We start from the raw sequence: 26,744 nt of genomic DNA, 5'->3' as shown, positions 1-26,744 counted from the left end.
CCGGAGAACCCGACTGCCACCTGAACCCTGTTAACGGAAGTTATTGAATTACATTTTCATCTTTTCAGTCGTTCTACCGGGCGCCAGATCCAATGCTTTTCTGAGGGTTCCTGCCAGGCCTGCAGCTTTTCCAACACCCCAATAGTGGAGGAAGAAGATACGGGGTTGTTCGTGCACCATGTGATTGTGGACGGCAACTACTTCAATGCCGGTTTCTCGGAATAATCGGTTAAAAACGCCCGAAAAGACGAAGAACACCGGAAGGTTTGCTTCCAAAGATATTACGCGAAATGCCTGAAGAGGGGTCTGATACGGAATCGATTGCATGAAATTATTTGTACCTTGAAATCCGAAAGAGACCGGAAAAATCAATATATAACTTTCTGCTGTATATTCGCCGCTACGAAAAGAATAAATACGGCAACGAATTGAAACGAACCAGCAGTAAAAAACGGTTTAAAATTGAATTAGTGAGACAATCTTCATAGCCTGAAACGCGGGATCAGATCAAAAGTAGATAATGACACGTTTTTTAACATACCTTGTTTGCCTGGCATTAACGATGAGTGTGGTTTCGACCAGTTTCGGACAGAAATCTCTTCCAGTAGAAACGATTTTTAAAAGTTCGCCAACCGACGCAAAACCCTGTGTATCCTGGTACTGGACGCATGCTGCCGTTTCAAAAGAAGGAATTACCGCTGATCTGGAAGCGATGAAGTCCGTGGGAATTGGGAGTGTTTACCTGAGGCCAATTCAGGATACCAGTTCGAGACTTCCTTACGTCCGGCCCGCTAGCCCGTTAAGTCCCGAATGGTGGGGGATGGTCAATCACGCAATGAAGGAAAGTAAAAGACTGGGCATTCAGTTGGCCATGCATTTGTGTGATGGTTTTGCCCTGGCCGACGGTCCCTGGATCACCCCGGAATTGTCGATGCAAAAGTTGGTCTGGACGAAGACCTATGTTAAAAGTGATCATTCAGGAAAAATGCAACTGGAGCAACCCGAAACAAATGAGAACTATTATCAGGATGTAGCTGTCTATGCCTACCCCGCACGATCCAAAAATGCTTTTGAGGAAATTGTTATGATACCGACCGTCACCACCAGTAATGGGGTCCGTGCACAGTTTCTTTGTTTCCAGGATGAGCGTAATACACAAAGTTTCAAAACTGATTCGAGCGTTTGGATTCAGTATAAATATGCCAAGCCGTTCACATGCCGGTCACTCCGGCTAAAAACTTCAGGCAATAATTATCAGGCGCTGCGGCTTATTCTTGAAGTCAGCGACGATGGTGTATCATTCACGCGGCATTTCCGGCTGGAACCCCCGCGCCACGGCTGGCAGGACACAGACCAAGACTATACTTATTCAATTCCGGAAGTCTCTGCACAGTATTACAGGTTTGTTTACGACAAGGAAAGTTCCGAATCCGGATCCGAAGATCTGGATACGGCAAAACGAAAACCCTCCCTGAAGGTTGCTGGCATTTATATGAGCGATGAACCGGTGATCAACCAGATCGAAGCAAAGAACGGGAGCGTTTGGCGTGTTGCCGCGAATACCAACGAGACGATGATCGGAATCAATGATGCGGTGCCGCTTCGTGAAATCATTAACCTGACGGGAAAAATGGATCATGAGGGAAACCTCGATTGGACGCCACCTGCAGGCAACTGGGTGATTGCGAGAATCGGTCATACTCCAACGGGGCATGCCAACACAGCGGACGGAGCGGTCGGGGGATTGGAATGCGATAAATTTAATGCACACGCGGTAAAGATCCAGTTTAATAACTGGTTCGCGAAAGCCTTTGAAAATACGGACCATCGGCTCGTGAGGGGGCTGTTCAAAATATTTCATGTAGACAGTTGGGAATGCGGCAGCCAGAACTGGAGCAAGGATTTCACAGCCGCGTTCAAAAAGAAAAGAGGATACGATCTGCAGCCTTATCTGCTGGTGATGACGGGCGTGGCTGTTGAGAGTGCGGCGATGTCGGAGCGGGTTCTGCGCGATGTGCGGGAAACCATCCAGGATTTGATGCGTGATGTGTTTTATACCACGCTCAAAACGGCGGCTCATAAGAAAGGTTGTCGTTTCGGTGCCGAAAACATTGCACCTACAATGTTTACTGACAGCCCGCTCCATTACAAACAGGTGAATCTGCCGATGGGTGAATGCCGGCTCAATGGCGATTTGTATCATAAACCGAAGGACGTAGTTGACGAGGTCAGCGCAGGGAAATAAAACCTTTGTTACCCGCGGGCTTGAAAGGGCCGGTTCTGATTGAACAATAGGGTGGGAGTGCCGAAATTTTCGTAATTTACTGATCTTAAGAGGCTGCAGCTATTTTTGCGGTATACCAACTGTAGAAGATACGAAAAAATAGTCAGGCGAAAAAATTACGAACATTTCCATGGAATACTGTAAAAGTTTCTGTAACTTTGCGGCCCCAATTAGTTCTTTTCAGTAAGATCCGGCGATTTCCGATCACCGGGTTTTGTAGTCCCGCCCCGGCGGGATGTTGAGGAATTTGGGAGTTCCGGTAAGTGCCGGGACGTCAGAACCAATAAATCAAGTAAAAATGGCAAAAGAAATCTCCGGCTTTGTAAAGCTACAATGCAAGGGTGGCCAGGCAAATCCTGCACCCCCCATCGGTCCGGCGCTCGGTTCCAAGGGTATTAATATCATGGAATTCTGCAAGCAGTTCAATGCGAGAACACAGGACAAGATGGGAAAAGTACTTCCCGTATTAATTACTGTTTACAGCGACAAGAGTTTTGAATTTATTATCAAGACTCCCCCCGCAGCTATTCAACTGATGGAAGCCGCTAAAATTCAAAAAGGTTCCAAAGAAAGTAACCGCGACAAAGTGGGTAAGGTTTCCTGGGAACAGGTAGAGGCTATCGCTAAGGACAAGATGCCCGACCTTAACTGTTTTACCGTTGAAAATGCCATGAAAATGGTGGCAGGAACCGCCCGCAGCATGGGCATCACGGTGGAAGGTAAAGCTCCCTGGGACAATTAGCCCTCGCTTTCTGATTTCCGGTCAACAGGCAACTGAATCCCGGAAAGCAATTACAAAAAACTTAAAAGAATTTAAAGATGGCATTCATTGGTAAAAAAAGAAAAGCTGCGAATACTAGAGTAGACGCTACTAAATCATATACATTACTGGAGGCATCCGCATTGGTTAAAGAAATCAATGTAGCAAAATTTGATGCTTCCGTTGACCTCCACGTGCGCCTGGGTGTTGACCCCAAAAAAGCTGACCAGGCTATCCGCGGAACGGTAACGCTTCCTCACGGAACCGGTAAAACAAAACGTGTGCTGGTACTTTGCACACCCGATAAAGAAGCTGCTGCAATTGAAGCAGGTGCAGATCATGTTGGACTGGACGAATTTATTCAGAAAATTGAAGGTGGCTGGACTGATATAGACGTAGTCATCGCCACGCCGCAGGTGATGCCGAAGATCGGTAAGCTGGGTAAGATACTTGGCCCGCGCAACCTGATGCCCAACCCCAAAACCGGTACTGTTACAAATGATGTGGCCGCTGCTGTGAATGAGGTAAAAGGTGGTAAGATTGCATTTAAAGTCGATAAAGCCGGTATTATCCATGCTTCCATCGGCAGGGTAAGTTTTACGCCCGATAAAATTGCTGCCAACGGGCAGGAATTTATCAACGCGATCGTGAAAGCTAAACCATCAACAGCTAAGGGTACGTACCTGAAAGGGATCAGCATGGCTAGTTCCATGAGCCCTGGTATTGCCCTGGATACAAAATCCTTCACGCATTAATCGCGACGTATCAACCGAATTTAAAACAGTCAAACCCAAAATAAAATGACTAAAGAGCAAAAAAATGAAGTGATAGAAGTGCTGAAAGGCAAATTCTCACAATATACAAATTTCTATGTGACCGATACGCAGTCACTGACGGTTGCGCAGATTGGGAAATTGCGTCGCGCCTGTTTCGATAAGAATGTAGAGATGCGCGTTGCAAAGAATACACTGATCAGAAAAGCACTGGAAGCACTGGATGCTGAAAGATATTCAGAAGTGTACAGTTCACTGAACCAGGTGACTGCCCTGATGTTTTCAGAAAACGCCAAAGAACCGGCTGTAATCCTCACTTCTTTCCGTAAAGACAACAAACAGGAAAAACCTGTACTGAAGGCTGCGTTCATTGACGGAAGTGTTTACACCGGCGATGATCAGCTGGAAACCCTGTCAACACTGAAAAGCAAACAGGATCTTATCGGCGAGATCATCGGATTACTGCAGTCTCCGGCCAAGAATGTTATCAGCGGCCTGAATGCAGGCAGCAAACTGGCCGGCCTGATCAAGGCACTCGAAGAGAGAGCAAATTAAGGATGCGAAATTAGCGGGTTGCTGATTTCAATCCAACAAAAATACTCCCGGCCACTTTTTAAAAAGAACCGGGTTTCCTAAGCCTTCGGGAATAAGTGAAGGCAAAATTATATACGATCCGCCGGAGTGGTCCGGAAAAGATCCGGAAACGATGAAGGCGGTTTTTTAAAAATGTAAAAAATGGCAGATTTAAAAGCATTTGCAGAACAGTTGGTAAACCTGACTGTAAAAGAAGTAAACGAATTAGCTCAGATTCTGAAAGATGAGTACGGCATTGAACCCGCTGCTGCGGCTGTGGCTGTGGCTGCAGGTCCCGCTGGCGCTGCTGCTCCTGCTGCTGAAGAAAAAACAGCATTTGACGTGATTCTGAAAGCTGCTGGTCCCAACAAACTGAACGTAGTGAAAGTGGTTAAAGATATCACTGGTCTTGGACTGAAAGAAGCTAAAGAATTGGTTGACGGTGCACCCAAGCCCGTTAAGGAAGGTGTAGCAAAGGCTGAAGCTGAAGATGTAGCCGCTAAACTGAAAGAAGTGGGCGCTGAAGTGGAAGTTGCTTAATGCATATTCCTTTAAAGTATTAAACCTTCAGGTTGCTGCCTGGAGGTTTTTTTGTGCCTGTTATATTTTTTATTTTACCATGCCTTTTATTTCCTGAAGTTTGAGGAGGGCTTCGACAGGTGTGAGCCTGTTAATATCGATATCCTGTAAGAGCTGCCGGATCTCTTCAAAGGTCTCGCTGTGGGCATCGAAAATAGATAGTTGAAATCCCGGACTATCCAGGTGTTTTACTTTTTCTTTTATTGATTTTTTATGTTCCGGGGTCAGCGTTTCTGATCCCAGGCGATGATCACCATCGGCATGATGATTTTCCAACTGTGAAAGGATCTCGTTTGAGCGCTGAATCAGGGAAGGTGGCATACCGGCCATTTTAGCCACGTGGATACCAAAGCTGTGGGTGCTGCCACCAGGTGCGAGCTTTCGTAAAAAAATAATCTTGTTGCCCGCCTCTTTGATCGTGATATGATAGTTCTTAACCCGTGCCAGTCTTTGTTCCAGTTCATTCAGCTCGTGATAGTGCGTTGCAAAAAGCGTTTTAGGCCGATGGGGACTGTTGTGCAGATATTCAGCAATACTCCAGGCTATAGAAATACCATCGTAAGTACTGGTGCCGCGCCCTATCTCGTCCAGAAGGATCATGCTTCTTCCCGTGAAGTTATTAATGATAGATGCTGTCTCATTCATCTCTACCATGAAAGTACTCTCGCCTCCGCTCAGATTATCCGAGGCGCCGACACGGGTAAATATTTTATCGGTCAGCGGAATGCGTGCCTGTGCGGCAGGTACAAAACTTCCGGTGTGAGCCATTAGCGTGATGAGGGCTGTTTGTCTGAGTAAAGCAGACTTCCCACTCATATTGGGCCCGGTAAGGATGATGATTTGCTGACTGCTGCTGTCCAGTTCAAGATCGTTGCTGATATAAGCTTCACCAATAGGGAGATGCCGTTCAATCACAGGGTGCCTTCCTTCTTTTACCTCCCAGTCGTCACCTTCGTGCAACTGTGGTCGCTTGTACTGGTATTGAATAGCATTTTGCGCAAAACAACAGAGGCAGTCCAGTACCGCCAATAGTCCGCCATTTGTCTGCATTGGCTGCAGGTAATCAAACAACTCGTTCAGCAACTGATCATATAAAGCCAATTCTATATTCAATATCTTTTCTTCCGCACCGGTGATTTTTTCTTCATATTCTTTCAGTTCGGGCGTGATATATCTTTCAGCATTGGTCAGGGTCTGTTTGCGGATCCAGGTTTCAGGAACTTTGTTTTTGTGTGCGTGTGTCACTTCCAGATAATAGCCAAATACATTGTTGAATCCAATCTTCAAAGAAGATATACCAGTTCGTTCGGCTTCCAGCGACTTGAGTTGGGTGAGGTAGCTCTTGCCGCTATGCGCAATCAGGCGCAGTTCATCCAGCTCACCATGTACGCCATTTTGAATAACGCCCCCTTTGATCGCGAGGGCGGGCGGGTTCTCTGAAATTTCTTTAAAAATTTTTTCGGCGATCAGCGGGCAAGGATTTAGCGTATCGCCAATTTGCAGCAGGTAGGGGTTCTGATGACCAAGGCACAAAAGCCGGATCTGCTCTACCTGCTTCAGGCCCCGCGCTAATTGTAAGACTTCTCTTGGATTAATTTTTTTGGAAGGAATCTTGGAGACCAGTCTTTCAATATCACCGCATTGCTTGATGCTCTGTACCAGGTTATGCCGGAGGTCAGGCTCCCGGATCATGGTTTCAACAACATCGAGGCGCTCATTGATTTTCTTGATATCTACCAAAGGAAAAATAAGCCAGCGTCGGAGAAGCCTCGCGCCCATTGGAGAAACCGTATTGTCCAGTACATTCAACAGCGTTTGATTGCCTTCAGTCTGGCTGTTGAGCAACTCCAGGTTCCGGATTGTAAAGCGGTCCATCCACAGAAAATCGTTCCGATGGATGATCTGCAATGAAGTGATATGCTGCAGGTGTGGATGTTCCGTGTCTTTTAGATAGTGAATAATCGCACCTGCGGCAACTAGTCCCTGGTTCTCAGATTCTATGCCAAACCCTTTGAGTGAATGAGTCTGGAATTGTTTGAGCAGCAGCTCCTGCGCGTATTTTAGATCAAAGATCCACTCATCAAGCGTGTAGATATACATCTTCCCGCCAAAGTATTCTTTGAATTTCTTTTGCTGATGCCGCTGAAAAATCACTTCGGCAGGACGGAAGCTCTGCAGCATTTTATCAGTGTATTCGCGATCTCCTTCTGCTATAAAAAATTCACCGGTGGAGAGATCCAGGAATGCAAGTCCAAATTTATCATCCCCCGCGAAATGAATACCCGCCAGGAAATTATTACTATCGTGATCAAGAAGCTTGTCGTTGATCGTTGTTCCCGGCGTTATCATTTCGGTAACACCTCTTTTTACGATACCCTTCGCCAGTTTGGGATCTTCCAATTGGTCGCAAATTGCTACCCGGTATCCTGCTTTTACCAGTTTGTGTAAATAGGTATCCAACGCATGATGGGGAAAACCTGCCAGATCCAGGGATGCTGCGGCGCCATTGTTTCTTTTGGTCAGTGTGATGCCAAGTACCTGCGAGGCGATGATCGCATCCTGCCCAAAGGTTTCATAAAAGTCACCAACGCGAAACAGCAGCACGGCATCCGGGTATTTTTGTTTGATGGCCCGGTGTTGCTGCATCAACGGAGTGTCGTCGGGATTTTGCCTGGATTTAGCCATTGGTAGCAAATGTAATCAAAAAGCGTCGTGGTTTCTACCCGGATTCTCATAAACGAAACGCAGCTTTAAACCCCCCATTTGGCTAATGAAAAAGGCGGCGGTACATTTGCGGCATGCGAAAACTAAGCATGGAGGAATTAGGCCGGAAAACGGTGGAAGAGTTCAGACAATCGGAAAAAATACCTGTGGTCCTGGTGCTTGAAAATATACGTAGCGCCTATAATGTGGGAAGTGTTTTCAGAACCTGCGATGCCTTTCTGGCTGAAGCTATCTATATAACCGGCTACTCCGCAAGGCCGCCACACAAAGAAGTCAAAAAAACAGCGCTTGGAGCCGACGAAACCGTAAGCTGGAAACATTTTCCAAACGCACTGAATGCCATCGAGACACTAAAAAGCGATGGATACCGCGTACTGGCTGTGGAACAAGTAGAGAATAGTGTGCCGCTGCAACTTCTGGAATGGACACCGGGCACAAAGATTGCCCTCGTCTTCGGGAATGAAGTTACCGGCGTTGAACAGGAAACAATTTCCGCCTGCGACGGTTGTGTTGAAATTCCTCAGTTAGGCATGAAACATTCTTTGAATATAGCCACAGCGGTAGGTGTGGTGCTCTGGGAAATCGTGCGGTGCACCCTGGTAGCCTCGACTTAAGACTCCGGGTGTTGTACTGGCTTGCAGGCCAGCCCATCGCCTGTTTTTAGAGGTCAGTCTGCCCGATCTCATTCATGTTACTTGAAAGCCAATCTATTCACAACTTCAGGATTGGTCCGCTGAACGCGGGTTATGAATGATTTCTGTTTTACCTTTGCAAAATGTCCGTTACCCGAAAATATCTCTCACTTATTAAATTTTCCCATACCATCTTCGCGATGCCTTTCGCTATGATTGGATTGTTCTTAGGGATCTTTTTTTTCGAGAAACTTAAAAAAGGTCCGCTTCTGATTGGTTCGTTTCCTAACGGGGTATCACCCGGATCTTTTTTTTCTGATAAATGGTTTGTTTTTGTCCTGGTCATTCTGTGTATGGTATTTGCCAGAAGCGCAGCAATGGCCTTCAATCGTTATCTCGACCGTAGTTTTGATGCCCGCAATCCGCGGACGGCCATTCGTGAAATTCCTGCGGGAATTTTAAAGGCCAAAGAAGTGCTCCTTTTCACTGTGCTGAATTGCGTGTTGTTTATTGTGTGTACTTATTTCATCAACCCCATTTGTTTTTATTTATCGCCTGTTGCTCTGGCGGTTGTATTGGGATACAGCTATACCAAGCGATTCACGCCTCTTTGCCACCTTGTGCTGGGGCTGGGTTTGTCACTCGCACCGATTGGCGCTTATCTGGCGGTGACCGGTCGCTTTGACTGGCTGCCCATTCTTTTTTCTTTTACGGTGTTATTTTGGGTCAGTGGATTTGATATTATCTATTCCCTGCAGGATGAGGAATTTGATCAGTCCAATCAACTCTATTCCATACCGGCATGGCTGGGAAAGAAACAGGCGCTCCGGGTTTCGGAATTGTTACACCTGCTGAGCGCATTGACTGTTATCGCCGCTGGAATACTTGGCGGATTTGGATGGATTTATTGGGCCGGGGTAGCCATTTTCGTTGGGATGCTCGTCTATCAGCACAGCATTGTGAAAGCAGATGATCTGCGTCGCGTAAATATTGCATTTATGACGGCAAACGGTATTGCATCCGTCGTTTTCGCTGTCTTTGTAATTGCCGATCTTTACATCATGCGGTGACTAAATCTGATGAAACTTCTATATCATGTTAATTAATAGGTGGTATCACAATATTCAATAGTATTCAATAATATGGCCCGGATCTTATGTATTGATTATGGACTTAAACGAACTGGAATTGCCGTGACCGACCCGTTGCAGATCATCGCTACCGGACTGACCACGATTGAATCCGGCAAGTTGATTCCGTTTCTGAAAGATTACTTTTCCCGCGAGCAGGTAGAAAGGATTTTGATTGGTGAGCCAAAAAACTGGGACGATACCGACACTCACGCCACACCATTGGTTAGAAAAGCACTGGAGGTGCTTAAAAAAAATTTCGCTACCATACCCATTGAAACCGTCGATGAGCGTTTTACTTCCAAAATGGCCAAAGACGCCATGCTTGAAATGGGCCTTCGAAAATCGCAGAGGCGCGATAAGAAACTGGTGGATGAAATTGCTGCCACGATCATGCTGCAGGAGTATCTGCAACGGCTAGGGTAAAAAAAATCTTACCTTTGCAACCTGTAAAAAGAAAATATGATCCTTCCAATTGTCGCATATGGCAGCCCTGTTTTAAGAAAAATGGCCGAAGAAATAGATCCGGACTATCCGGGTCTGCAACAACTTATTATCAATATGTGGGAGTCGATGTATTCCAGTAAAGGAGTTGGTCTGGCTGCGCCACAGGTTAACAAAAGCATCCGGCTTTTTATCGTAGATACGCTGCAGATGTTTGAGGGAATGGATGAAGAAGAAAAGGCCGAGTTCCCCGGAGATGAGGGTATAAAAAAAGTATTCATCAATGCGTATATCAAGGAACTGAACGGCGAGCCCTGGATCTATAATGAGGGTTGCCTGAGTATTCCCAAGATCCGGGAAGATATAAAACGCCAGGAGGAAGTCACCATTGAATACCAGGACGAGCAATTCGAATGGCATACTGATACATTTGGCGGGGTAACTGCCAGGGTTATTCTCCATGAGTACGACCATATCGAAGGAAAACTATTTATAGATTACCTGCCTCCCCTTAAGAAAAAATTGTTGCGGGGTAAACTGAATGATATTACCAACGGGAAAGTCAAGGTTGACTACCGCATGTCCTTCAACGGGTAGTATTGTCTAAACCGGTTCTGCACAGCGGTACTCCTCACTTTAATGCAACTTCAGTACAGGCACCTTGACTCAGAAAACCTATTTTATCTTCTTATTTTTGCTGGTGTTCATCCAGTTGCAGACCCGCGCTCAGGTAAGCCAGGACTCACTCGAAAACGAAGCGCTGGCGAAGATGATCACACTCTCTGAAGTCGTCGTACGCAATGATCTGAACGTGCCGGATTTTATAGACCGCGTTAAAAAAGATAAAACGTTCTATCAGGCATTTAAGAACCTGAGGTTTCTGAGTTTCTCATCGCTCAATAATATTGAGATGAGAGACAAGAAAGGCCGACTCGCCGCAACATTGAACAGCAAAACGGAACAAACCTATCAGGGTGGCTGCAGGACCATGAAAAAAGACTATGAAAAAGTCACCGGGGACATGCTTGACAAGAACGGAGACTACAATTATTACACGGCCGGATTATATGCCAGCCTGTTTTTCACCCAGGGAAAAATCTGTAATGAAAGCAGGCAATTGGAAGTGATTGACCCTAAAGGGAAATCAGGGATTGAAAAAAGAAAAGATCAGCTAAAAATGTTGTTCTTCAACCCCGGTAAAAAAATCCCGGGAATTCCGCTGATGGGAGAGAAGAGTAATATTTTTGATCCGGCTGTGGCAGGTTTGTACGACTTCCATATAGATTTTGTTGAATATAACGGGCGCGGTGCTTACAGGTTTGATATTGTTGCCAAACCGGGACTTACCAGCTCGGAACGCAACAGGATCGTTTATAATAATATGACCACCTGGTTTGCAGATAAAACCTTTGAAATTCTTGGTCGCACTTATAACCTGAGTTACAATACCGGCGCCTACGACTTTGATGTTCAAATTGAAGCGCAGCTCAGCAAATTCGGGAACCTGCTGGTGCCGACCACGCTCCGGTATAACGGTAACTGGCATATCATTACAAAATCGAGGGAGCGAGGTAGTTTTACCGCAACGCTTTTTGGTTTCAAATAATCCGGCTTCAGGTATACTTTAGTAAAGTAATTGATTATATAAGATGTGTGTGAACATTGTAATCAGTAATTTATAGTTAATTGCAATCATGAAACTTGGGTTCTGTTTCTGCATGTGTCAACAGGCTCTCTGCGGTCAGCTAATGTCAATACCCGTATGTTGAAGGAGGCCGGGTAAGCCAGTCAGTGAGAATTTCGCGCCCTTTAATTCATTCAAACCGGGGTGAATGGAATAATTAGCTGAGGTCCGGAAATCGGTCTTTTTCAGTATGGTCCGTTCAAATTTAGCTCCGGTAAGGTCGCAGTTTTGGAAAACGACTTCCGTGAGATCTGCTTCCACAAAATCGGCTTCCCGTAACCTGCAATTTTCAAAAATCGTTTTTCTGAATGATTGCTTATAGAACGAGCTGTGATCCAATATGCAATTCACGAATTTTACCTTCAATCCAAACGGGTTGCAGGTGTCGAAACTGAGTCCAAGCATTTTACAGTCTTCAAATAAAATTTCTCTGAAGACCGTACCATCCAACCTGGCCAGGCTGAGATCGCAGTGTTGAAACTGACAATCCAGGAACCGGACTCCGGCGAGGGTTGATTTAAGGAAGTCGCAGTTGATGAATGTACAGTACTCGTAGTCACCCGGAGTTAGAGGAGCATCGGTATAATCCGCTTTTTCAAATATGTGGTCTTCGATGAGCATCATCAATATTGGTTGCTCAAAATTACAGTAATCCTTCATCTGCAAAACTGAAATAGCCGCTATTACTAACAATAATATGGTCCAGCACTTTCATGTCCATGGTTTCTGCAGCCCTGGAAATTTTCTGAGTCAGAAACTCATCTGCGTTGCTGGGCTGGAGGTTGCCGGAAGGATGATTATGGCAAAGGATGAGCTTGACGGCTCTTTTCTCCAGAGCCTTTCGCAGGATGATCCTTGCATCCACTAATGTTCCGGTGATTCCCCCTTCACTCACCACTTCAAAACCCAATACTTTGTTGGCCTGATTCAGGAAAACAACACAGAATACTTCATGGTGATAGTCCTGCAATTTTTCTTTAAGAAAAGCGGCAATATCTTTGGTATTCAATACCGTAGCTTTCTGAAGGGCCTCTCCGGCTTGTCGCCTCCGTCCAAGTTCAAGTGCAGCAGCAAGGATCACAGCTTTAGCTGCACCGATTCCTTTTACATTCAGGAGTTCATTAATGGAAAGTCTTCCAAGTTCCTGTAAGTTATTGTGGCTCAGATCCAGGATCTTTTTCGCAAGTTCAAGCGCTGATTCATTTTTGGTACCGTTTCGGATCAGGATGGCGAGCAATTCCGAGTGGCTTAGCTTGTCGGGACCCAGCGCAATCAGCTTTTCCCTGGGCTGATCGTCTGCAGCCCAGTTCTTGATTGGTTTTCGAGGCTCCATCTGCACAAGATAATAAAAATAGTCGACGAAACCAGACCCATTACTGGTCATTTTCAATCTGCATTGTTTCATAATGTGGCGACGAATTTCAGCTTTCAAAGGGAGTTTGCTGATCAAAAAAGCAGGCGAGACAGAAAATTCGCTTTGCGATTTGCTGTCGTAATTAATATCTTCGCCGGCAAATACCTTAATACTTAATTAATATGGAAATGAGTTCCAACACTCCGCATGCAGCCAAAATATTTTCAGGATCGGCTTCTATTGAATTAACCGAGAAGATCTGCGAAAAGTTTGGATGTGGTATGGGGAAGGTTAATATTCAGCGTTTTAGCGATGGGGAGATTTCTACCAACTTCCCAGAAAGTGTGCGTGGCGATTATATTTTTCTCATTCAAAGTACTTACTCGCCGACCGAGAATCTTATGGAGTTGTTGTTGATGATAGACGCGGCCAAGCGCGCTTCCGCCTACAAGGTGATAGCCGTGCTGCCCTATTATGGTTATGCGAGACAGGACCGCAAGGACCGTCCCCGCGTAGCTATCGGCAGTAAACTGGTGGCCAACATGCTGGTGGCAGCGGGCGCCGATCGTATAGTGACCATGGACCTGCACGCACCCCAGATCCAGGGTTATTTTGATATTCCCGTGGATCATCTGGATAGTCATGCAGTTTTTATTCCATACATTGAGGATTTAAACCTGGAAAATCTTACCTTTGCGGCCCCCGACGTAGGGGCTACGAACCGGATCAGGGAAATTGCCAGCTATTTCAACGTGGAAATGGTGATCTGCGACAAACATCGCAAGCGTGCAAATGAAATAGCAAGTATGACCCTGATTGGCGATGTGGAAGGGCAGGATGTGGTTATCATAGATGATATCTGTGATACTGGTGGTACGCTGGCTAAGTGCGCTGAATTGATCCGGCAAAAAGGAGCCAGAAGCGTAAGGGCAATGATCACTCATCCGATTTTGAGTGGTAACGCTTACGAAAATATTGAGAATAGTGTGATGGAAGAGTTAGTAGTATGTGATACTATTCCCCTTAAAAGACCCAGTCCAAAAATCAAGGTGATATCAGTGGCAGATCTTTTCGCTACGACTATCAAACATGCGTTCGAGAATAAGAGTATTACAAGCCTGTTCATTCATTCCAACAGGCGGAACAGAGAGAATCGGGAAGTATAAATTTTAAATTTAAATAGAATATGAACACAATTACAATCGAAGGACAACTGAGGACCGCATTTGGCAAATCAGCCACCCGCCAGGTTCGCTCTCAGGGTCATGTGCCTGCTGTAATTTACGGGGGTGCCAGTGAAGTGAATTTCAGTGCACCGGCAGCAGCATTTAAAAACCTGGTGTACACACCAAATTTTCAGTTGGCAGAAATCAAGGTTGATGGGAAGACTTACCAATGTATTCTCAAAGACCTGCAATTCGACAAAGTGTCTGATGAACTCATTCACATCGATTTTCTGGAACTTGTGGAAAATAAAAAGGTGATCGCCTCCATCCCGCTGAAGTTTACGGGTTCGGCTATAGGTGTAAAAGATGGCGGTCGTTTTGTTTCAAAGATCAAGGCGGTGAAAATTAAAGCTTATCCCAAGGATCTCAAGGAAGTGATTGAAGTACCTGTTGATGATCTGGAGATCAACGGTAATATCCGGGTTGAAGACATCAAGGCGCCAAACATTGAAATTCTGAATTCGCCGCGGATTCCGGTAGCGTCAGTTGCAATGACAAGGCAGTTGAAGCAGGAAGAAGCCGCTGCAACAAAAAGCTAAAAGCATTTCACATACTTAGAGCCTGCAATCTGACGACTGCAGGTTTTTTTTTGCTTTTGAAGTTTAGGAAAAACTTCACGGAAGGTCATGTAAGATCCTGGCCACAACTTAACGGGGAATATATTATTTTTGACGATACATGAAATGAAACATGAACCGAAGGATGACAAATTTTTCTCACTCTGCAGGATGTATATGCGAAGAGGCATCCGGCAAAAATAACTAACCGCCGAAGGCGGTGAACCTAAAACGTTACGGATGAAATATCTGATTTGCGGACTTGGCAATATCGGTGCCGAGTATGAACATACCAGGCATAACATCGGGTTCGATGTGGTTGCTGCTTTCGTGAATAAACATGGCGGACAGTTTAGTTCCGGTCGGCTGGCCTATGTTGCCGAAGTAAAACTGAGAGGCAGGATCTTTGTTTGTATCTGCCCCACGACCTACGTAAACCTGAGTGGGAAAGCCGTAAAATACTGGCTCGACAAAGAAAAGCTTACCCCAGAAAGAAGTTTGGTTATTTTGGATGAAATTTCATTACCTTTAACTAAATTGCGTTTGAACCCCGGTGGAGGCGACAGCGGGCATAACGGTTTGAAAAGCATTCAGGAAGCCTTGTCCACTACTGCATTTCCACGCTTGAGATTTGGCATCGGCGATCGTTTTCCAAAAGGAATGCAGACAGATTTCGTTTTAGGAAAATGGCAGAAAGAAGAAGAAGATCTGGTAAAACTGAAAATTGAAAAAGCGGTGGAAACCATTGAGATGTTTGCATTCCGGGGAATCAACGCTGCCATGAATGAGATAAATAATAAAGAGTATTCATTGTAAAATTTATATGTGGTGTCCCAAAATATCATAGAGCCTTGTGGTGATATGGTTTTTGGCAAAATGAACGACTTGTTTTTCAGGTATCAGGATTGAACATAATTAATTTACACATGAAATGTCCATAAAAATTTTCGAGCAAATTTATACTAGCCGCGATGAAAATTTTCTATGGTAAATTCCATGGGACCATTGAAAACATAAAAGTTTACCCATGAAAATTTTTTGCATCGGTCGAAATTACGCTGCTCATGCGAAAGAACTGGGAAATGAAATCCCCGAGGAACCCGTTATTTTCATGAAACCAAAAAGCGCCCTGCTCAGGCCGCATCTTCCATTTTATTATCCGGAATTCACCAATGAACTACACTACGAAGGTGAATTGGTTCTGCGGGTGTCCAAGAATGGCCGGTATATCAACAAACGCTACGCCAGTCAGTACTATGATGCCATTACCGTGGGTATTGATTTTACAGCAAGGGATATTCAGCGGGAGTTACAGCAAAAGGGACTTCCCTGGGAAAAGGCCAAGGCCTGGGATAACTCAGCCGTTGTCGGAAACTGGAAGCCAATCGCCGATTATGTAAATCGCCGTACCATCAATTTTGGATTGTATAAAAACGGAGAACAGGTACAGCATAGTAATTCGGGGAAAATGATTTACAATTTCGATACGATCCTCGCCTCCATTTCGAAGTATTTTACGCTCAATATCGGGGATATTGTCTTCACAGGGACCCCCGAAGGAGTGGGGGAAGTTGTAACCGGAGACGTACTGGAGGGAATCCTCGAAGATGAAAGCGTATTTACGGTTTCTGTGGAGTGATGAAAATTCTCCGGATCTGCTGCTACCCGGCCCAGTTAATTTATCTGCTTGTTATTGCCAATTAACTATTAAAACTTCAGGTAAAGTGTAAAATTATTTATATTTGCAACATTGTTTCAAAGTTGTGAAATTTAATCGATCCATATCGAAGATCGTTGCTGGGGTCTTGCTGTTGGTTTTCACCATCAGCGTCACCCCAAAAAAATATTTTCATGATGTCCTGTCCCATCACCAGGATGTGCTGTTTACCCCGTCAAACGCCGCCACAGGTAACCTGGGAAATTATCAGTTTTCCTGTGGGTTTGTGGATATCCTCATTGTTGTCCCTTTTTTACCGGCCTTTGCCTGCTATAATGGACGTTACGAAACAGAGAATCCTGATCATAGGTCTTACGCGATTAAGCGGGTTACCTGCGATCCTGTGTTTCAAAAATCTTTGCGGGGCCCTCCGGCAGCATAACTTAACCGACCTTTAGAAAAACATCCCCCAAAATATTCCTCAACCGGGCTTCGTGAAGTCCATTTATTAATATTTATTTTATGCTAATAAATAGATCTATCAGCTATTCTATCATATTATTAACGTTTATTATCTATTCTGTTGCAGCAACAGCCACTATTCCACCAGAATTCTCCGGCAGCCTGCAGGGAATCGTTCGTGATGCGTCCAGTGGACATCCGCTGGAAGGTGCCGATATCGCAATCCCTGATTTGAAAACGGGCACCGTTTCAGATTCGAATGGACATTTTGTATTTGACAATCTTCCTAACGGGACTTTTACAATTCAGGTGTCCTATTCGGGCTATAAATCTAAAGTAGAGTCTGTCACAATCAGGGGTAATACGGTCAGGGATTTCCTGATGTCTCCATCGATCATTGAAAATGAAAACGTGACCGTGACCGGCGTGGCTTCCGCAATTGATGTTAAAAAATCACCCCTGCAGATTTCTGTTTTGTCAAAAAAAGATCTGGTACGTTCGGCCGGTACGAACCTGATGGACGTAGTAGCAAGGCAACCGGGCGTTTCCGTTGTAACAACAGGGCCCGCTGTTGCAAAACCATTTATTCGCGGCCTTGGCTATAACCGCGTGGTGACCGTTAATGATGGCGTCCGCCAGGAAGGGCAGCAGTGGGGAGACGAGCACGGAATAGAAGTGGATGAGTACAGCGCTCAGAAAGTGGAGGTATTACGCGGTCCGGCTTCGCTGATGTATGGGAGCGATGCCATCGGAGGTGTGATCAATATCCTGACCAACGTATCAGTCCCAAATAATACCCTCCGCGCGAACGTTTCAGGATCTATGAATTCAAATAACCAGATGTATGGCGGATATGGAAATTTCGCGGGTAATGTAAATGGGTTCAACTGGAACGCGTACGGGAGTTTGAAAACAGCGGCTGACTACCGTAACAAATATGACGGACAGGTCCTGAACAGCCGTTTCAAAGAACAGAATTTTGGCGGGTACCTGGGGCTGAACAGAAGTTGGGGATATTCCCACCTGATTCTTTCCAGTTTTGACCAGCATCCCGGCATGGTAGAAGGCGAGCGCGATGACCGGGGAAATTTTATACTGGACGGCTACACAATGACAGATGCACTGCGGAACAGCAGAGATCCGTTGGTGCCTAAACAACGGGTGCTGCATCGTAAGATAGCCCTCGATAATTCATTTTCGCTGAATTCAGGAGGCAGGATAACCGTTTTGGCGGCACTGCAAAACAACAAACGCAGGGAATTTGCCAATCCGGAAAACCCGCAGGAAATAGGGACTTATTTTGATCTGAACACCTTTAATTATAGTGGGGCCTATCACCTGCCTACGGTTGCAGGCTGGAAAACCAGTTTCGGAATCAATGGGATGAGCCAGACTAATACCAACCGGGCTAAAGAGGCGCTTATTCCCGATTACGGTTTGTTTGATATAGGAGGATTTGGCGTAAGCTCTAAATCTTTTAAAAACACGACCGTCAGCGGAGGTCTGCGTTATGATATACGCAATCTGAACAGCAAGGCAACCATGGAAGATCAAAGCCTGAAATTTGAAGCCTTTCATAAACAGTTTTCCAATTTTTCGGCGAGTCTGGGTCTGAGCCAGGTCCTTTCAAAAGACGTGACGGTTAAAGCCAACCTGAGCCGGGGCTTCAGAGCACCAAATATTCCGGAACTGGCCGCAAACGGCGAGCACGAAGGAACGGGGCGTTATGAGATTGGAAATCGGGACCTGAAGAGCGAGACCTCATTCTCGGCTGATGCAGGTTTTGAACTCACTACTGAACACGTTGATTTTAATTTTTCTCCGTATTATAATCATATTAACAATTATATCTATTATGAAAGGATCCTCAACGGAGCAGGTGGCGACTCACTGATCGCAGGCGTTCCAGCTTTCAGGTTCAGTCAGCAGTCAGCAAGGCTGGCGGGTCTGGAAGCCCGGCTGGATGTGCATCCCCACCCGCTGGACTGGCTGCATTTTGAAAACACATTTAGTTTTGTCAGAGGAAAATTCACCAAGCCCGTAGATGGATCAGACAACCTGCCGCTGATTTCACCCGCACGGCTGCTCACAGAGCTCAGAGCCGAATTTGCCAACAATGGCAAAACCCTCAGGAACCTGTATTTCAAAGTGGAAATGGATAATATCACCAGGCAGGGAAATTATTTTGCGGGTTATAACACGGAAACTGCAACCGCAGGATATACGCTGTTTCATGCCGGGGTAGGGACTGATATTTTTCTGGATGGTATCAGACGCGCGACTTTAGTGGCAACGATGAACAACCTGACCGATGTGGCTTATCAGGACCACCTGAGCCGGTTTAAATATTTCCCGGAGAACCCTGCTACCGGGAGAAGAGGCGTGTTCAACATGGGAAGGAGCTTCAATTTAAGACTTTTGGTTCCTTTTGAATGGCGACTTAAATAAGTTGTAATCGGCAGGGAAAAGGGTTTTCGGTGTGTGAAGGGGGAGCAGGTGACTGAAATTCGTTCTATAGCACCTGAAGAATTTCGGTCAAAATCCTATCTTCGTACATCAAAAATTAAACATGCGTGTTTCTCTTATCCTGGCCTTTTTGTTAACTTATTATTTCTCAGACGCCCAGACTCAAAAACCTTTCAATATTTATAACGCTGCTGAAAATGCAGATCAGGGTATCAGGCAGGCTATCGAAATGGCCGGCCGCAGCAATAAGCACGTCCTGATCGAAATTGGCGGCAACTGGTGCAGTTGGTGCGCAAGATTCCATAAGATTACAACGGAAGACGGTCAGATTGACTCGCTGATCCGTTCCTCCTATGTAGTATATCATTTAAATTACAGCAAGGAAAACAAAAATCAGGATATACTGGCTAAGTATTCTTACCCGCAACGTTTTGGTTTTCCTGTATTTCTGATACTGGATGGCACCGGCAAATTATTGCATACACAAAATTCTGCGTATCTTGAGCAGGATAAAGGGTATAGCCGGGAGAAGATTCTGGATTTTTTGAACGGCTGGACTAAAAACGCCCTCGATCCGGAAAGATACAATACATTTCAATGACGGGAAACCGGTCCGAAGAATTTTCAGAAAGGCTCAGGAGGTCAGGGAGGTTTAAATTATTCCTGCGGCGGCGCCTTTCTGCCGGTTATTTTTCCCGACTCCGTTTAACGGATTTAAGTGCAGAAACCAGTAAAAAATCTATATGAAAATTGCATTTCATGGTGCGGCGCGCACGGTAACAGGATCCAAACATCTTATCACCCTAAAAAATGGAAAGAAAATATTACTTGATTGCGGGATGTTCCAGGGCCTGGGCGATCAAACAGAAAAATTGAACCGGGAATTCGGATTTAATTCGGGTGAAGTAGATGTGATGTTGCTTTCGCACGCGCACATAGACCACTCCGGCTTAATTCCCAGGCTGGTGGCAGAGGGGTTCCAGGGAAAAATATTCTGTACACCCGCGACCCGAGATCTGACGAGGATTCTGCTGCTCGATAGCGCTGAAATTCAGGAAAGCGATGCGAAATTTATGGAAAAGAAAAGGCTCAATCAGCCTCTGGAAATGAGCCAGCCCCTTTATACCACAGAAGATGCACAGGAAAGTTTGTCACATTTTGAAGGAAAGGAATACGGTGAATGGTTTGATGTAACCGATGGCGTACAGGCGATGTTTACTGATGCCGGCCATATCATTGGGAGTCAGTGTGTGCACCTGAAAATTAAAGAAGACGGTAAAGAAATACGATTTACTTTCAGCGGTGATGTGGGCAGGTACCGCGATATCATTCTGCGCTCCCCGGAAAACTTTCCGCAGGCCGATTATATTGTCATGGAATCTACCTACGGGAACAGCCTGCACGAAGCAGTCAGCGACACACCCGATCAATTGCTGAACTGGATCACCAAAACCTGTATTGAAAAAAAAGGAAAACTGATCATGGCTGCTTTCAGCGTGGGCCGGACCCAGGAAATTTTGTATACCCTAAACCAGCTTGACCTTGAAAAACGACTTCCTCGGATACCTTATTTTGTTGACAGCCCCTTGAGTATAGAGGCTACGGAAATGACAAAACAATTTCCGTCTTATTTTAATAAAAGGATTCAACAAGTCCTGAAGAACGATGATGACCCCTTTGCGTTTCCCGGACTAAAATACGTGAAAACAGTTGCAGAGTCGAAATCACTGAACTTTCAAAACGGCCCGATGGTCATTATCTCAGCAAGTGGAATGGCGGATGCAGGAAGGGTGAAACATCATATCAGCAACAATATAGAAAACTCCAGGAATACGATTCTTATGACCGGTTATTGTGAGCCGCATTCGCTGGGAGCCCGGTTGCTTTCAGGCGTTAAGGAAGTGGGGATTTTTGGTGTGGAACACCAGGTAAACGCTGAAATTGGAGAGATCCGGAGCATGAGCGCCCACGGCGATTACGAAGATCTGAGCCAATGGCTCGCCTGCCAGGATCCGAAGCAGATAAAACAACTATTTCTGGTTCATGGTGAGTACGACGTCCAGCAAGCATTCAAAAACAGGCTGCTGAAAAAAGGTTTCGCGGATGTGATGATTCCTGAACGGCATTTTGAAACCGGATTGACGTAGGCAGGTACCTGCCAGCGTAATGATCTGGCTTTGATTCAATAGTTTGCAGGGGTGAAAAAAAGGTCGAAATTTGCAGTATGAAAGTCTGGATCTTTTTTAACCTGAACGGCAAAAATAATCAATCGATTACTCAGGTTATTCCCGACGATTTTCCAGAGGAAGATCGCCTGTCCGTTGAAAATGTTCGTGATGAGCCCGAGAGAAGAAGGAGAATATTATCCAGGTTGTTACTGAAAGAAGCTTTTTCCAAGCTGGAGCCGCGCCGGGTCAATGTTCTTGCTGATATCGTCAGGACCAGTACAAACAAACCGGTTTTCAAAAGCTTACCTTATTTTTTTAGTTCCGCGCAAAGCGAAGGTCTCTGTGTGCTTGCGGTTTGCAGGGAGCGGGATGAGTCCATTGGGATTGACGCGGAACTCGTTAAACCATTGAAAATTGATTTGCTACTGGAATGGTTGCATCCAAACGAAAAGCAGGAAATTCAAGCCAGTCCTCATCCGCTCCAGGCCTTTTACAATGCGTGGACAAAGAAGGAGGCTGTGTTAAAAGCGCGGGGAACCGGAATAGGTGATAATCTGAGGAGTATTGATACGACCACGCGACCGGTCTTGTTCGAGGATGAGCATTTTTTTTGTTTTGAAATCCCGTTATATCCGGATTATGCCATCAATCTGGCAACCTTACAACCAGATGTTGAACTGATTACGCAGGAAATTATTTTCCGTTGACAGGATCGATCCATTTTTCATAAAGTATCCTCACCGGGGAATAACCCTGTTTAGCCAGCCAGTTTTGCATCACTGTATTGTTCGTCAGCGTGAACCTATAAATTCGCCGTATAGTGATATTTTTATAGTGGTCTTCGAAAGCCTGATTCAGTGCGGTATAGATACCGGACTTCCTGTATTCTTTTTTTACATATCCTTCTGAGACATAGAGGTCTTCGCCATCACCGGTTTCAAAATTACTGTTGTCGCGATCATCCACGTAACCAAATATAAATCCGATGGCCCGATGGTCCAGTTCTGCAATGAAAAAACTTCCGCGATATTCGTTGAGGCATTCTGCAATATGCTGCAGATATTTCTCCCGGATATCTTTCCATTGCGCTGTTCTTGGGTTCAATGCTAACTCAGACTCGTGAAGTTCGCCAACCAGTTCATCCACAATTTGTAGGTCGTGGTTTAGATCGATCTTTCTGATACTGAAAAGTTCCATACTCTAGACTTTTAAAGGGGTCTGACGGGACTGCCACCCCAAACGGTATCATCCGGCAATTGCTCGCCTTTCATCACCAGGGAGAGTGAATCTATATTTACATGTTTACCAATCCGGCTGTTATAAAGGATGATCGTACGTGTACCAATGGTACACTGTTGTCCGATGTCGACCGGACCGATCTTCATGATCCTATCTTCAAATAAATGTGTCTGAGGCCCGCAATCTTCATTCAGGATGGCTTCATCACCGATTTGGACCATATCAAACTCTGTCATGTCGGTCGTATTTAACCAGGTTTTTTTTCCGATTTTAACGCCCAGCAGCCGCAGGAAAAATGGCAGCCAAAGGGTACCGCGCAGCGGATCCAGCAGGAACGGAACGCAGAGCGCCTCGTAAAAAGTAGTCAGGGCCTCACTAATCCAAACCCGCAGGGTGTACATCGGCATCGCTGCAGGTTTGTATTTCCCCACCAGCAGCCACTTTAAAATCGCAGTGATCAGGAAAAGAGGCAGACCCATAAATGCCAGATAATACAATGGAAGAAAAAGAACTAACTTAATAAAGGATTCGCGGAGCAGATTATCTGCAAAGGAAATTAGAAGCACACAGGAAATAATGATCAATGTCTGAGGGATAATGATCCGGAGTCCCTCAACCAACGCCCGCGCGGCTTTTCGTCCTGCAGACGGGTGGTAGGTCAGAGAATCTGCGAAACCGGAGAATCTTTCTCTGGCTGGCAGGCCAATTGCGGGAGAACCAAACCAGTCCTGGTTACCTGAATTTTTTAATTGCTCCGCCGTAGGCGTTTTCGACAGAACCCCGATCAGCATGTTATCATTCAAATGATACCCTTGTGGAATCAGTCCGCTGTTACCGACAAAACTATTGTTGCCAATTTTTGTCCGCTCCAGGAAGAGCGTTTCGTTTTTGACTTCATGTTCCCCCAGGATAACGGTGTCGGCAATAAAGCTGCCATCGCCAATCTCAAGCAGGTGATGACTAACATCACTGGCCGTTGATATTTCCGCGTTCCTGCCAACTTTTGCACCAAGCATCCTATAGAAAAAAGGAATATATACAGATGCATATAACGGGTGCAGTACATTCAGAGACAAAGTCATAAACTGATCCTTCATCCATTTTTTATAATAGGTGGGACTGAAGATAGAGTAGGAGCCAGCGTTCATGCTGCGTTGGAGCAGCCTGGATATGCCGGCAATCACGAGAATAAACAGCAGGATATAGGACAAAGCCAGGAATGGCGTTTTCCAGAGGTAAGAAAAATCGTAATCTCCTGCATTGTAATCCATCGCGTACAGGATATACAACGTGGGGAACAAGGGCAGGATTACCACCAGCGGGAAGACAAAGAGCGATGCAAAATAAAACAAGGCATATTTATTTCTTCTTTTCGGTGACGTAAGTCTAATGCCTGCTGAATTATTTTTTCCTGTTTTTTGGGCAGGACTGCCGTCCCAGATTTCGTCGGCCCCGATGGTCAGTCCCTCGTGGAGGCAGCTCAGATCCTGCAGTACACCGTTTTTTTCAATGACGGTGTTTCCGCAGGCTACTGCAGAGGAACCCATATAGGCGTTGGCTTTCAGGTGCACACGTCTAAGTTTCAGCACGCCGTTTTCCACGGTCGCGTTATCGATGGAGCAGCCGGAGCTGGTGCTCACATTCTCGTCGATCACCAGCAGATCCTCGGCGCCAATATTCAGCAGACTGAGTTGAGCGGAAGGGTGAATCTTAGCACCCAGCGAATTCAGGTATTTGGGGTACAAAGGCGTGTCTGTGAGATAATGGGCGGGAAGAAGTCTTTTGAGCGTGGTCCATAGCCACCAGCGAAAATAATACCATCCCCAAAGCGGGTAGTCGCCTTCACGTAGCTTGCCGACAATAAGCCATTTTAGCGAAAGTATCAAGATGCCCATGACCGGCGGAATCAGCAGGTACAGGGCCGCGGCGCTCAGCAGGGCAGTTATGTGACCATAACCTTCCGTCAGCAGGTAATAATAACTTATATAAGGAAAAATAATTTCAATCGCTAATAATCCGAAAATGATCATTAGACTGACTGTCTGTGCCAGGTTACACAAGTAATAGCTTAGTGTTGAGGCGCTCTTGTAGGGTGCGGGGCGGGTTGCTGTTTTTTGTTCGTGTTTTTCTTTTAACCTGTCGGCGAATTTTTGAAGAGGTCTATGTTCATAAATATCTTTAAGTGATGCCTGGTTCAGACCTGCCTTTTGCCGAAGATTTGATACCAGAGTGGCAGCCAGCAGGGAATGGCCTCCCAGGTCGTTGAAGAAATCGTCCTGCAACTGAATGTTTTTCCCGGGGAAAACGATGTTCAGCGCATTAACCAGTTTTTCATCTATACTATCTCCGTCAACCGTCCAGCGTACTTCGTGATCTTCGGTGTTCTTTACAAAGGATGGTGGTACTGGTAATTGTTTCCGGTTGATCTTGCCACTGGGCATCCTGGGCATCTGCTCAACGGCCATGATCGTCACGGGCACCATGTAAGGGGCAAGGAATGCGGCTAATTGCCTGCGCATTTCATTTTCGTTAAGCCTGAAGCCGGTTTTTTCGACTACATACCCTACGAGTTGTTCCTGGTTGTTCGCGTCTGTTTTTACGGCCACTGCCGCGGATAGTACGCCATCTATCTGGAGGAGCCTGTTTTCAACCTCGCCCAGTTCAATACGGTAACCTCTGAGTTTGATCTGATCATCAAATCTGCCGTGAAATTCCAGGAAGCCATTTTCTCTGATCAGTACGGCGTCGCCTGTCCTATAAAGCAGATCCCCGGGTAGTTCCGGAAAAGGATTTGGCAGAAATTGTTTTGCGGTTAATTCGGGCAGGTTAAAATACTCTCCGCTTACACCAGGGCCGGTAATGATCATTTCGCCACGTTCGCCGCGCGGCAGGATCTTCATTTGCTCATCCACAACGGCCACGTTATAGTTGGGTAGCGGATCCCCGATGGTGATCTCATCTCCTTTTTTCAGGAATGCCATGTGTGAGGTAACCGTTGTTTCGGTTGGCCCGTAGCTGTTGATGAAAGTCCGGTCGGGAGTTCCCCATTTCTCAAGAACCTGCGGGGTGCAGGCCTCGCCACCTGAATTCACGATTCGAAGCCCAGGCACTTCGTCGATAATCGCCAGTACAGAAGGAACCGCATGCAGGATGGTGATCCCGTTATCCGTCAGTACGGTGCTGAGTTCGTCGATGGCACGGACCGTGAAAGTATCGGCGATCCAAACGGTCGCGCCGGCGAATAGGCTGATCCAAATCTCTTCGCACCACATATCAAACGAAACGGAAAAGCCCTGGTAAACGCGGTCGGACGGCTTAATGCCCAGCACTTCCTGTTCAGCCCTGATCAGGTGGCAGATATTGGCGTGTGAAATCGGAATGCCCTTGGGTATGCCGGTGCTGCCTGAAGTAAACAGGACATAGGCTTTGTTTTTGTTGGTTGCCAACGATTCGACCAGCGCGATTTCAGTTTCGGGTAGGGGAGGAATAGTGATGGGCGGGCAGTGGATGCCAGCGTCGGTGTCTGAGAAATAAGTCTTGACATGGATATCTGTGAATACCTTTTGAACTCTGTCGAGTGGCATTTCCCTGTCGAGCGGAACGTATGCGGCCCCTGCCTTAAGAATGCCTAAAACCGCAACCGGCAGTTCGAGGCTTCGGGGATACCAGAGGCCCACAAAATCTCCTGCGCCGATGCCTTTTCGTTGAAGATCGGCAGCAATGGCATTGCTCCAGTTATCCAGTTCTTTGTAAGTGATCGATCTGTCCTTGAATATAAAGGCTGTTTTTTCGCTGAAAGTCCGCAACGAGGAGGCTAATAGCTGTGGAAGTGTTTCTGGCCTGATGACCTCTGGGATATTTCGTCCCTTAATAATACTCAGGTGGGTCGTGAGTGTGTTTGTTAAATAGTCGATTTGCATAAACCTGGTTAAACTCAGTAGTCGTTTTTTTTTTCTCGAAACGGCCACTTTCCATTCCCTTGAACCAAATTCAAAATAACGTTATTTTCCTGGTATCCAAATCATTTTGGGG

25 protein-coding genes are annotated in these 26,744 nt (G+C 45.9%); 19 read left to right on the top strand and 6 right to left on the bottom strand.

What is annotated here, in order from left to right; genetic code table 11:
- Positions 1–48: 48 nt before the first annotated feature.
- Positions 49–327: a DUF1259 domain-containing protein gene (locus tag AC3WS5_RS06800; protein WP_492466517.1), complete on the bottom strand. Its 279-nt coding sequence runs from the start codon at positions 325–327 to the stop codon at positions 49–51.
- A gap of 193 nt (positions 328–520) precedes the next feature.
- Here AC3WS5_RS06800 and AC3WS5_RS06795 point away from each other — a divergent pair, with 193 nt between their 5' ends.
- The 5 genes from AC3WS5_RS06795 (at position 521) to rplL (ending at position 4,930) form a co-directional block, all read left to right on the top strand.
- Entirely contained in the window at positions 521–2,245 is a 1,725-nt protein-coding gene (locus tag AC3WS5_RS06795; RefSeq protein WP_492466516.1) for a glycosyl hydrolase, read from the top strand.
- A 337-nt stretch (positions 2,246–2,582) separates the two neighbouring features.
- A complete protein-coding gene (gene rplK / locus AC3WS5_RS06790) occupies positions 2,583–3,026 on the top strand; it encodes a 50S ribosomal protein L11 (protein ID WP_492466515.1) in 444 nt (147 codons plus the stop codon).
- 77 nt (positions 3,027–3,103) lie between these two features.
- Positions 3,104–3,799 (top strand): 50S ribosomal protein L1, encoded by a 696-nt coding sequence (rplA, locus tag AC3WS5_RS06785; protein ID WP_492466514.1) that lies wholly within the window; start codon positions 3,104–3,106, stop codon positions 3,797–3,799.
- 45 nt (positions 3,800–3,844) lie between these two features.
- Complete coding sequence (gene rplJ, locus AC3WS5_RS06780; protein WP_492466513.1) at positions 3,845–4,372, top strand: 50S ribosomal protein L10; 528 nt, start codon at positions 3,845–3,847, stop codon at positions 4,370–4,372.
- A 180-nt stretch (positions 4,373–4,552) separates the two neighbouring features.
- Positions 4,553–4,930 (top strand): 50S ribosomal protein L7/L12, encoded by a 378-nt coding sequence (gene rplL, locus AC3WS5_RS06775; RefSeq protein ID WP_492466512.1) that lies wholly within the window; start codon positions 4,553–4,555, stop codon positions 4,928–4,930.
- Positions 4,931–4,999: 69 nt separating this feature from the next.
- Here rplL and mutS read toward each other — a convergent pair whose 3' ends face one another.
- Positions 5,000–7,654 (bottom strand): DNA mismatch repair protein MutS, encoded by a 2,655-nt coding sequence (gene mutS / locus AC3WS5_RS06770; RefSeq protein ID WP_492466511.1) that lies wholly within the window; start codon positions 7,652–7,654, stop codon positions 5,000–5,002.
- Positions 7,655–7,767: 113 nt separating this feature from the next.
- Here mutS and AC3WS5_RS06765 point away from each other — a divergent pair, with 113 nt between their 5' ends.
- The 5 genes from AC3WS5_RS06765 to AC3WS5_RS06745 all read left to right on the top strand — a co-directional run bounded on the left by AC3WS5_RS06765 (position 7,768) and on the right by AC3WS5_RS06745 (position 11,505).
- The gene (locus tag AC3WS5_RS06765; protein ID WP_492466510.1) at positions 7,768–8,307 is read left to right on the top strand and encodes an RNA methyltransferase; all 540 of its coding nucleotides are present in this window, start codon (positions 7,768–7,770) and stop codon (positions 8,305–8,307) included.
- Between the two features lie 161 nt (positions 8,308–8,468).
- A complete protein-coding gene (locus AC3WS5_RS06760; protein WP_492466509.1) occupies positions 8,469–9,395 on the top strand; it encodes a UbiA-like polyprenyltransferase in 927 nt (308 codons plus the stop codon).
- Positions 9,396–9,467: 72 nt separating this feature from the next.
- Positions 9,468–9,881, top strand: coding sequence for a Holliday junction resolvase RuvX (gene ruvX, locus AC3WS5_RS06755; RefSeq protein ID WP_492466508.1), 414 nt, complete (start codon positions 9,468–9,470; stop codon positions 9,879–9,881).
- 36 nt (positions 9,882–9,917) lie between these two features.
- Complete coding sequence (gene def, locus AC3WS5_RS06750) at positions 9,918–10,496, top strand: peptide deformylase (RefSeq protein WP_492466507.1); 579 nt, start codon at positions 9,918–9,920, stop codon at positions 10,494–10,496.
- Between the two features lie 64 nt (positions 10,497–10,560).
- Entirely contained in the window at positions 10,561–11,505 is a 945-nt protein-coding gene (locus AC3WS5_RS06745; RefSeq protein WP_492466506.1) for a hypothetical protein, read from the top strand.
- A 135-nt stretch (positions 11,506–11,640) separates the two neighbouring features.
- On the opposite strand, the gene AC3WS5_RS06740 is transcribed toward AC3WS5_RS06745, so the two are convergent.
- Both AC3WS5_RS06740 and radC read right to left on the bottom strand, forming a co-directional pair.
- Entirely contained in the window at positions 11,641–12,243 is a 603-nt protein-coding gene (locus AC3WS5_RS06740) for a pentapeptide repeat-containing protein (RefSeq protein WP_492466505.1), read from the bottom strand.
- The gene (gene radC / locus AC3WS5_RS06735) at positions 12,227–12,988 is read right to left on the bottom strand and encodes a RadC family protein (RefSeq protein ID WP_492466504.1); all 762 of its coding nucleotides are present in this window, start codon (positions 12,986–12,988) and stop codon (positions 12,227–12,229) included. The genes AC3WS5_RS06740 and radC overlap by 17 nt, the downstream gene beginning before the upstream one ends.
- A gap of 137 nt (positions 12,989–13,125) precedes the next feature.
- Here radC and AC3WS5_RS06730 point away from each other — a divergent pair, with 137 nt between their 5' ends.
- From AC3WS5_RS06730 to AC3WS5_RS06690, 9 genes are all read left to right on the top strand, one after another.
- A complete protein-coding gene (locus AC3WS5_RS06730; protein ID WP_492466503.1) occupies positions 13,126–14,103 on the top strand; it encodes a ribose-phosphate diphosphokinase in 978 nt (325 codons plus the stop codon).
- A 20-nt stretch (positions 14,104–14,123) separates the two neighbouring features.
- On the top strand, positions 14,124–14,702 hold the full coding sequence (locus tag AC3WS5_RS06725; RefSeq protein ID WP_492466502.1) for a 50S ribosomal protein L25: 579 nt from the start codon (positions 14,124–14,126) through the stop codon (positions 14,700–14,702).
- A 258-nt stretch (positions 14,703–14,960) separates the two neighbouring features.
- Positions 14,961–15,536: an aminoacyl-tRNA hydrolase gene (gene pth / locus AC3WS5_RS06720; protein WP_492466501.1), complete on the top strand. Its 576-nt coding sequence runs from the start codon at positions 14,961–14,963 to the stop codon at positions 15,534–15,536.
- Positions 15,537–15,747: 211 nt separating this feature from the next.
- Positions 15,748–16,359 carry a fumarylacetoacetate hydrolase family protein gene (locus AC3WS5_RS06715; protein WP_492466500.1) on the top strand — a complete coding sequence of 204 codons (612 nt, stop codon included), beginning with the start codon at positions 15,748–15,750 and terminating at the stop codon, positions 16,357–16,359.
- Between the two features lie 124 nt (positions 16,360–16,483).
- Positions 16,484–16,819: a hypothetical protein gene (locus AC3WS5_RS06710; RefSeq protein WP_492466499.1), complete on the top strand. Its 336-nt coding sequence runs from the start codon at positions 16,484–16,486 to the stop codon at positions 16,817–16,819.
- A gap of 80 nt (positions 16,820–16,899) precedes the next feature.
- Positions 16,900–19,287 (top strand): TonB-dependent receptor, encoded by a 2,388-nt coding sequence (locus tag AC3WS5_RS06705; RefSeq protein WP_492466498.1) that lies wholly within the window; start codon positions 16,900–16,902, stop codon positions 19,285–19,287.
- Positions 19,288–19,408: 121 nt separating this feature from the next.
- Positions 19,409–19,906 carry a thioredoxin family protein gene (locus AC3WS5_RS06700; protein ID WP_492466497.1) on the top strand — a complete coding sequence of 166 codons (498 nt, stop codon included), beginning with the start codon at positions 19,409–19,411 and terminating at the stop codon, positions 19,904–19,906.
- A 142-nt stretch (positions 19,907–20,048) separates the two neighbouring features.
- Positions 20,049–21,452: an MBL fold metallo-hydrolase RNA specificity domain-containing protein gene (locus AC3WS5_RS06695; RefSeq protein WP_492466496.1), complete on the top strand. Its 1,404-nt coding sequence runs from the start codon at positions 20,049–20,051 to the stop codon at positions 21,450–21,452.
- Positions 21,453–21,529: 77 nt separating this feature from the next.
- Positions 21,530–22,180 carry a 4'-phosphopantetheinyl transferase family protein gene (locus tag AC3WS5_RS06690; protein WP_492466495.1) on the top strand — a complete coding sequence of 217 codons (651 nt, stop codon included), beginning with the start codon at positions 21,530–21,532 and terminating at the stop codon, positions 22,178–22,180.
- Here the strand turns inward: AC3WS5_RS06690 and AC3WS5_RS06685 are convergent.
- Both AC3WS5_RS06685 and AC3WS5_RS06680 read right to left on the bottom strand, forming a co-directional pair.
- Positions 22,167–22,670, bottom strand: a complete 504-nt coding sequence (locus tag AC3WS5_RS06685; protein ID WP_492466494.1) for a GNAT family N-acetyltransferase — start codon at positions 22,668–22,670, stop codon at positions 22,167–22,169. The two genes, AC3WS5_RS06690 and AC3WS5_RS06685, sit on opposite strands and share 14 nt — an antisense overlap.
- A gap of 11 nt (positions 22,671–22,681) precedes the next feature.
- On the bottom strand, positions 22,682–26,632 hold the full coding sequence (locus AC3WS5_RS06680; protein ID WP_492466493.1) for a Pls/PosA family non-ribosomal peptide synthetase: 3,951 nt from the start codon (positions 26,630–26,632) through the stop codon (positions 22,682–22,684).
- Positions 26,633–26,744 lie beyond the last annotated feature (112 nt).

The organism is Niabella sp. CPT15-335-S11, assembly GCF_058792415.1.
Note: the sequence above shows the minus strand (reverse complement) of the source record. Positions and strands in the feature narration are given on the sequence as shown.

Excerpts from the sequence above, each read along its gene's own strand:
- AC3WS5_RS06800 (WP_492466517.1), bottom strand. The coding sequence starts at position 327 with ATGCAATCGATTCCGTATCAGACCCCTCTTCAGGCATTTCGCGTAATA.
- AC3WS5_RS06795 (WP_492466516.1), top strand. The coding sequence starts at position 521 with ATGACACGTTTTTTAACATACCTTGTTTGCCTGGCATTAACGATGAGT.
- rplK (WP_492466515.1), top strand. The coding sequence starts at position 2,583 with ATGGCAAAAGAAATCTCCGGCTTTGTAAAGCTACAATGCAAGGGTGGC.
- rplA (WP_492466514.1), top strand. The coding sequence starts at position 3,104 with ATGGCATTCATTGGTAAAAAAAGAAAAGCTGCGAATACTAGAGTAGAC.
- rplJ (WP_492466513.1), top strand. The coding sequence starts at position 3,845 with ATGACTAAAGAGCAAAAAAATGAAGTGATAGAAGTGCTGAAAGGCAAA.
- rplL (WP_492466512.1), top strand. The coding sequence starts at position 4,553 with ATGGCAGATTTAAAAGCATTTGCAGAACAGTTGGTAAACCTGACTGTA.
- mutS (WP_492466511.1), bottom strand. The coding sequence starts at position 7,654 with ATGGCTAAATCCAGGCAAAATCCCGACGACACTCCGTTGATGCAGCAA.
- AC3WS5_RS06765 (WP_492466510.1), top strand. The coding sequence starts at position 7,768 with ATGCGAAAACTAAGCATGGAGGAATTAGGCCGGAAAACGGTGGAAGAG.
- AC3WS5_RS06760 (WP_492466509.1), top strand. The coding sequence starts at position 8,469 with ATGTCCGTTACCCGAAAATATCTCTCACTTATTAAATTTTCCCATACC.
- ruvX (WP_492466508.1), top strand. The coding sequence starts at position 9,468 with ATGGCCCGGATCTTATGTATTGATTATGGACTTAAACGAACTGGAATT.
- def (WP_492466507.1), top strand. The coding sequence starts at position 9,918 with ATGATCCTTCCAATTGTCGCATATGGCAGCCCTGTTTTAAGAAAAATG.
- AC3WS5_RS06740 (WP_492466505.1), bottom strand. The coding sequence starts at position 12,243 with ATGAAGGATTACTGTAATTTTGAGCAACCAATATTGATGATGCTCATC.
- radC (WP_492466504.1), bottom strand. The coding sequence starts at position 12,988 with ATGAAACAATGCAGATTGAAAATGACCAGTAATGGGTCTGGTTTCGTC.
- AC3WS5_RS06730 (WP_492466503.1), top strand. The coding sequence starts at position 13,126 with ATGAGTTCCAACACTCCGCATGCAGCCAAAATATTTTCAGGATCGGCT.
- AC3WS5_RS06725 (WP_492466502.1), top strand. The coding sequence starts at position 14,124 with ATGAACACAATTACAATCGAAGGACAACTGAGGACCGCATTTGGCAAA.
- pth (WP_492466501.1), top strand. The coding sequence starts at position 14,961 with ATGAAATATCTGATTTGCGGACTTGGCAATATCGGTGCCGAGTATGAA.
- AC3WS5_RS06715 (WP_492466500.1), top strand. The coding sequence starts at position 15,748 with ATGAAAATTTTTTGCATCGGTCGAAATTACGCTGCTCATGCGAAAGAA.
- AC3WS5_RS06705 (WP_492466498.1), top strand. The coding sequence starts at position 16,900 with ATGCTAATAAATAGATCTATCAGCTATTCTATCATATTATTAACGTTT.
- AC3WS5_RS06700 (WP_492466497.1), top strand. The coding sequence starts at position 19,409 with ATGCGTGTTTCTCTTATCCTGGCCTTTTTGTTAACTTATTATTTCTCA.
- AC3WS5_RS06695 (WP_492466496.1), top strand. The coding sequence starts at position 20,049 with ATGAAAATTGCATTTCATGGTGCGGCGCGCACGGTAACAGGATCCAAA.
- AC3WS5_RS06690 (WP_492466495.1), top strand. The coding sequence starts at position 21,530 with ATGAAAGTCTGGATCTTTTTTAACCTGAACGGCAAAAATAATCAATCG.
- AC3WS5_RS06685 (WP_492466494.1), bottom strand. The coding sequence starts at position 22,670 with ATGGAACTTTTCAGTATCAGAAAGATCGATCTAAACCACGACCTACAA.
- AC3WS5_RS06680 (WP_492466493.1), bottom strand. The coding sequence starts at position 26,632 with ATGCAAATCGACTATTTAACAAACACACTCACGACCCACCTGAGTATT.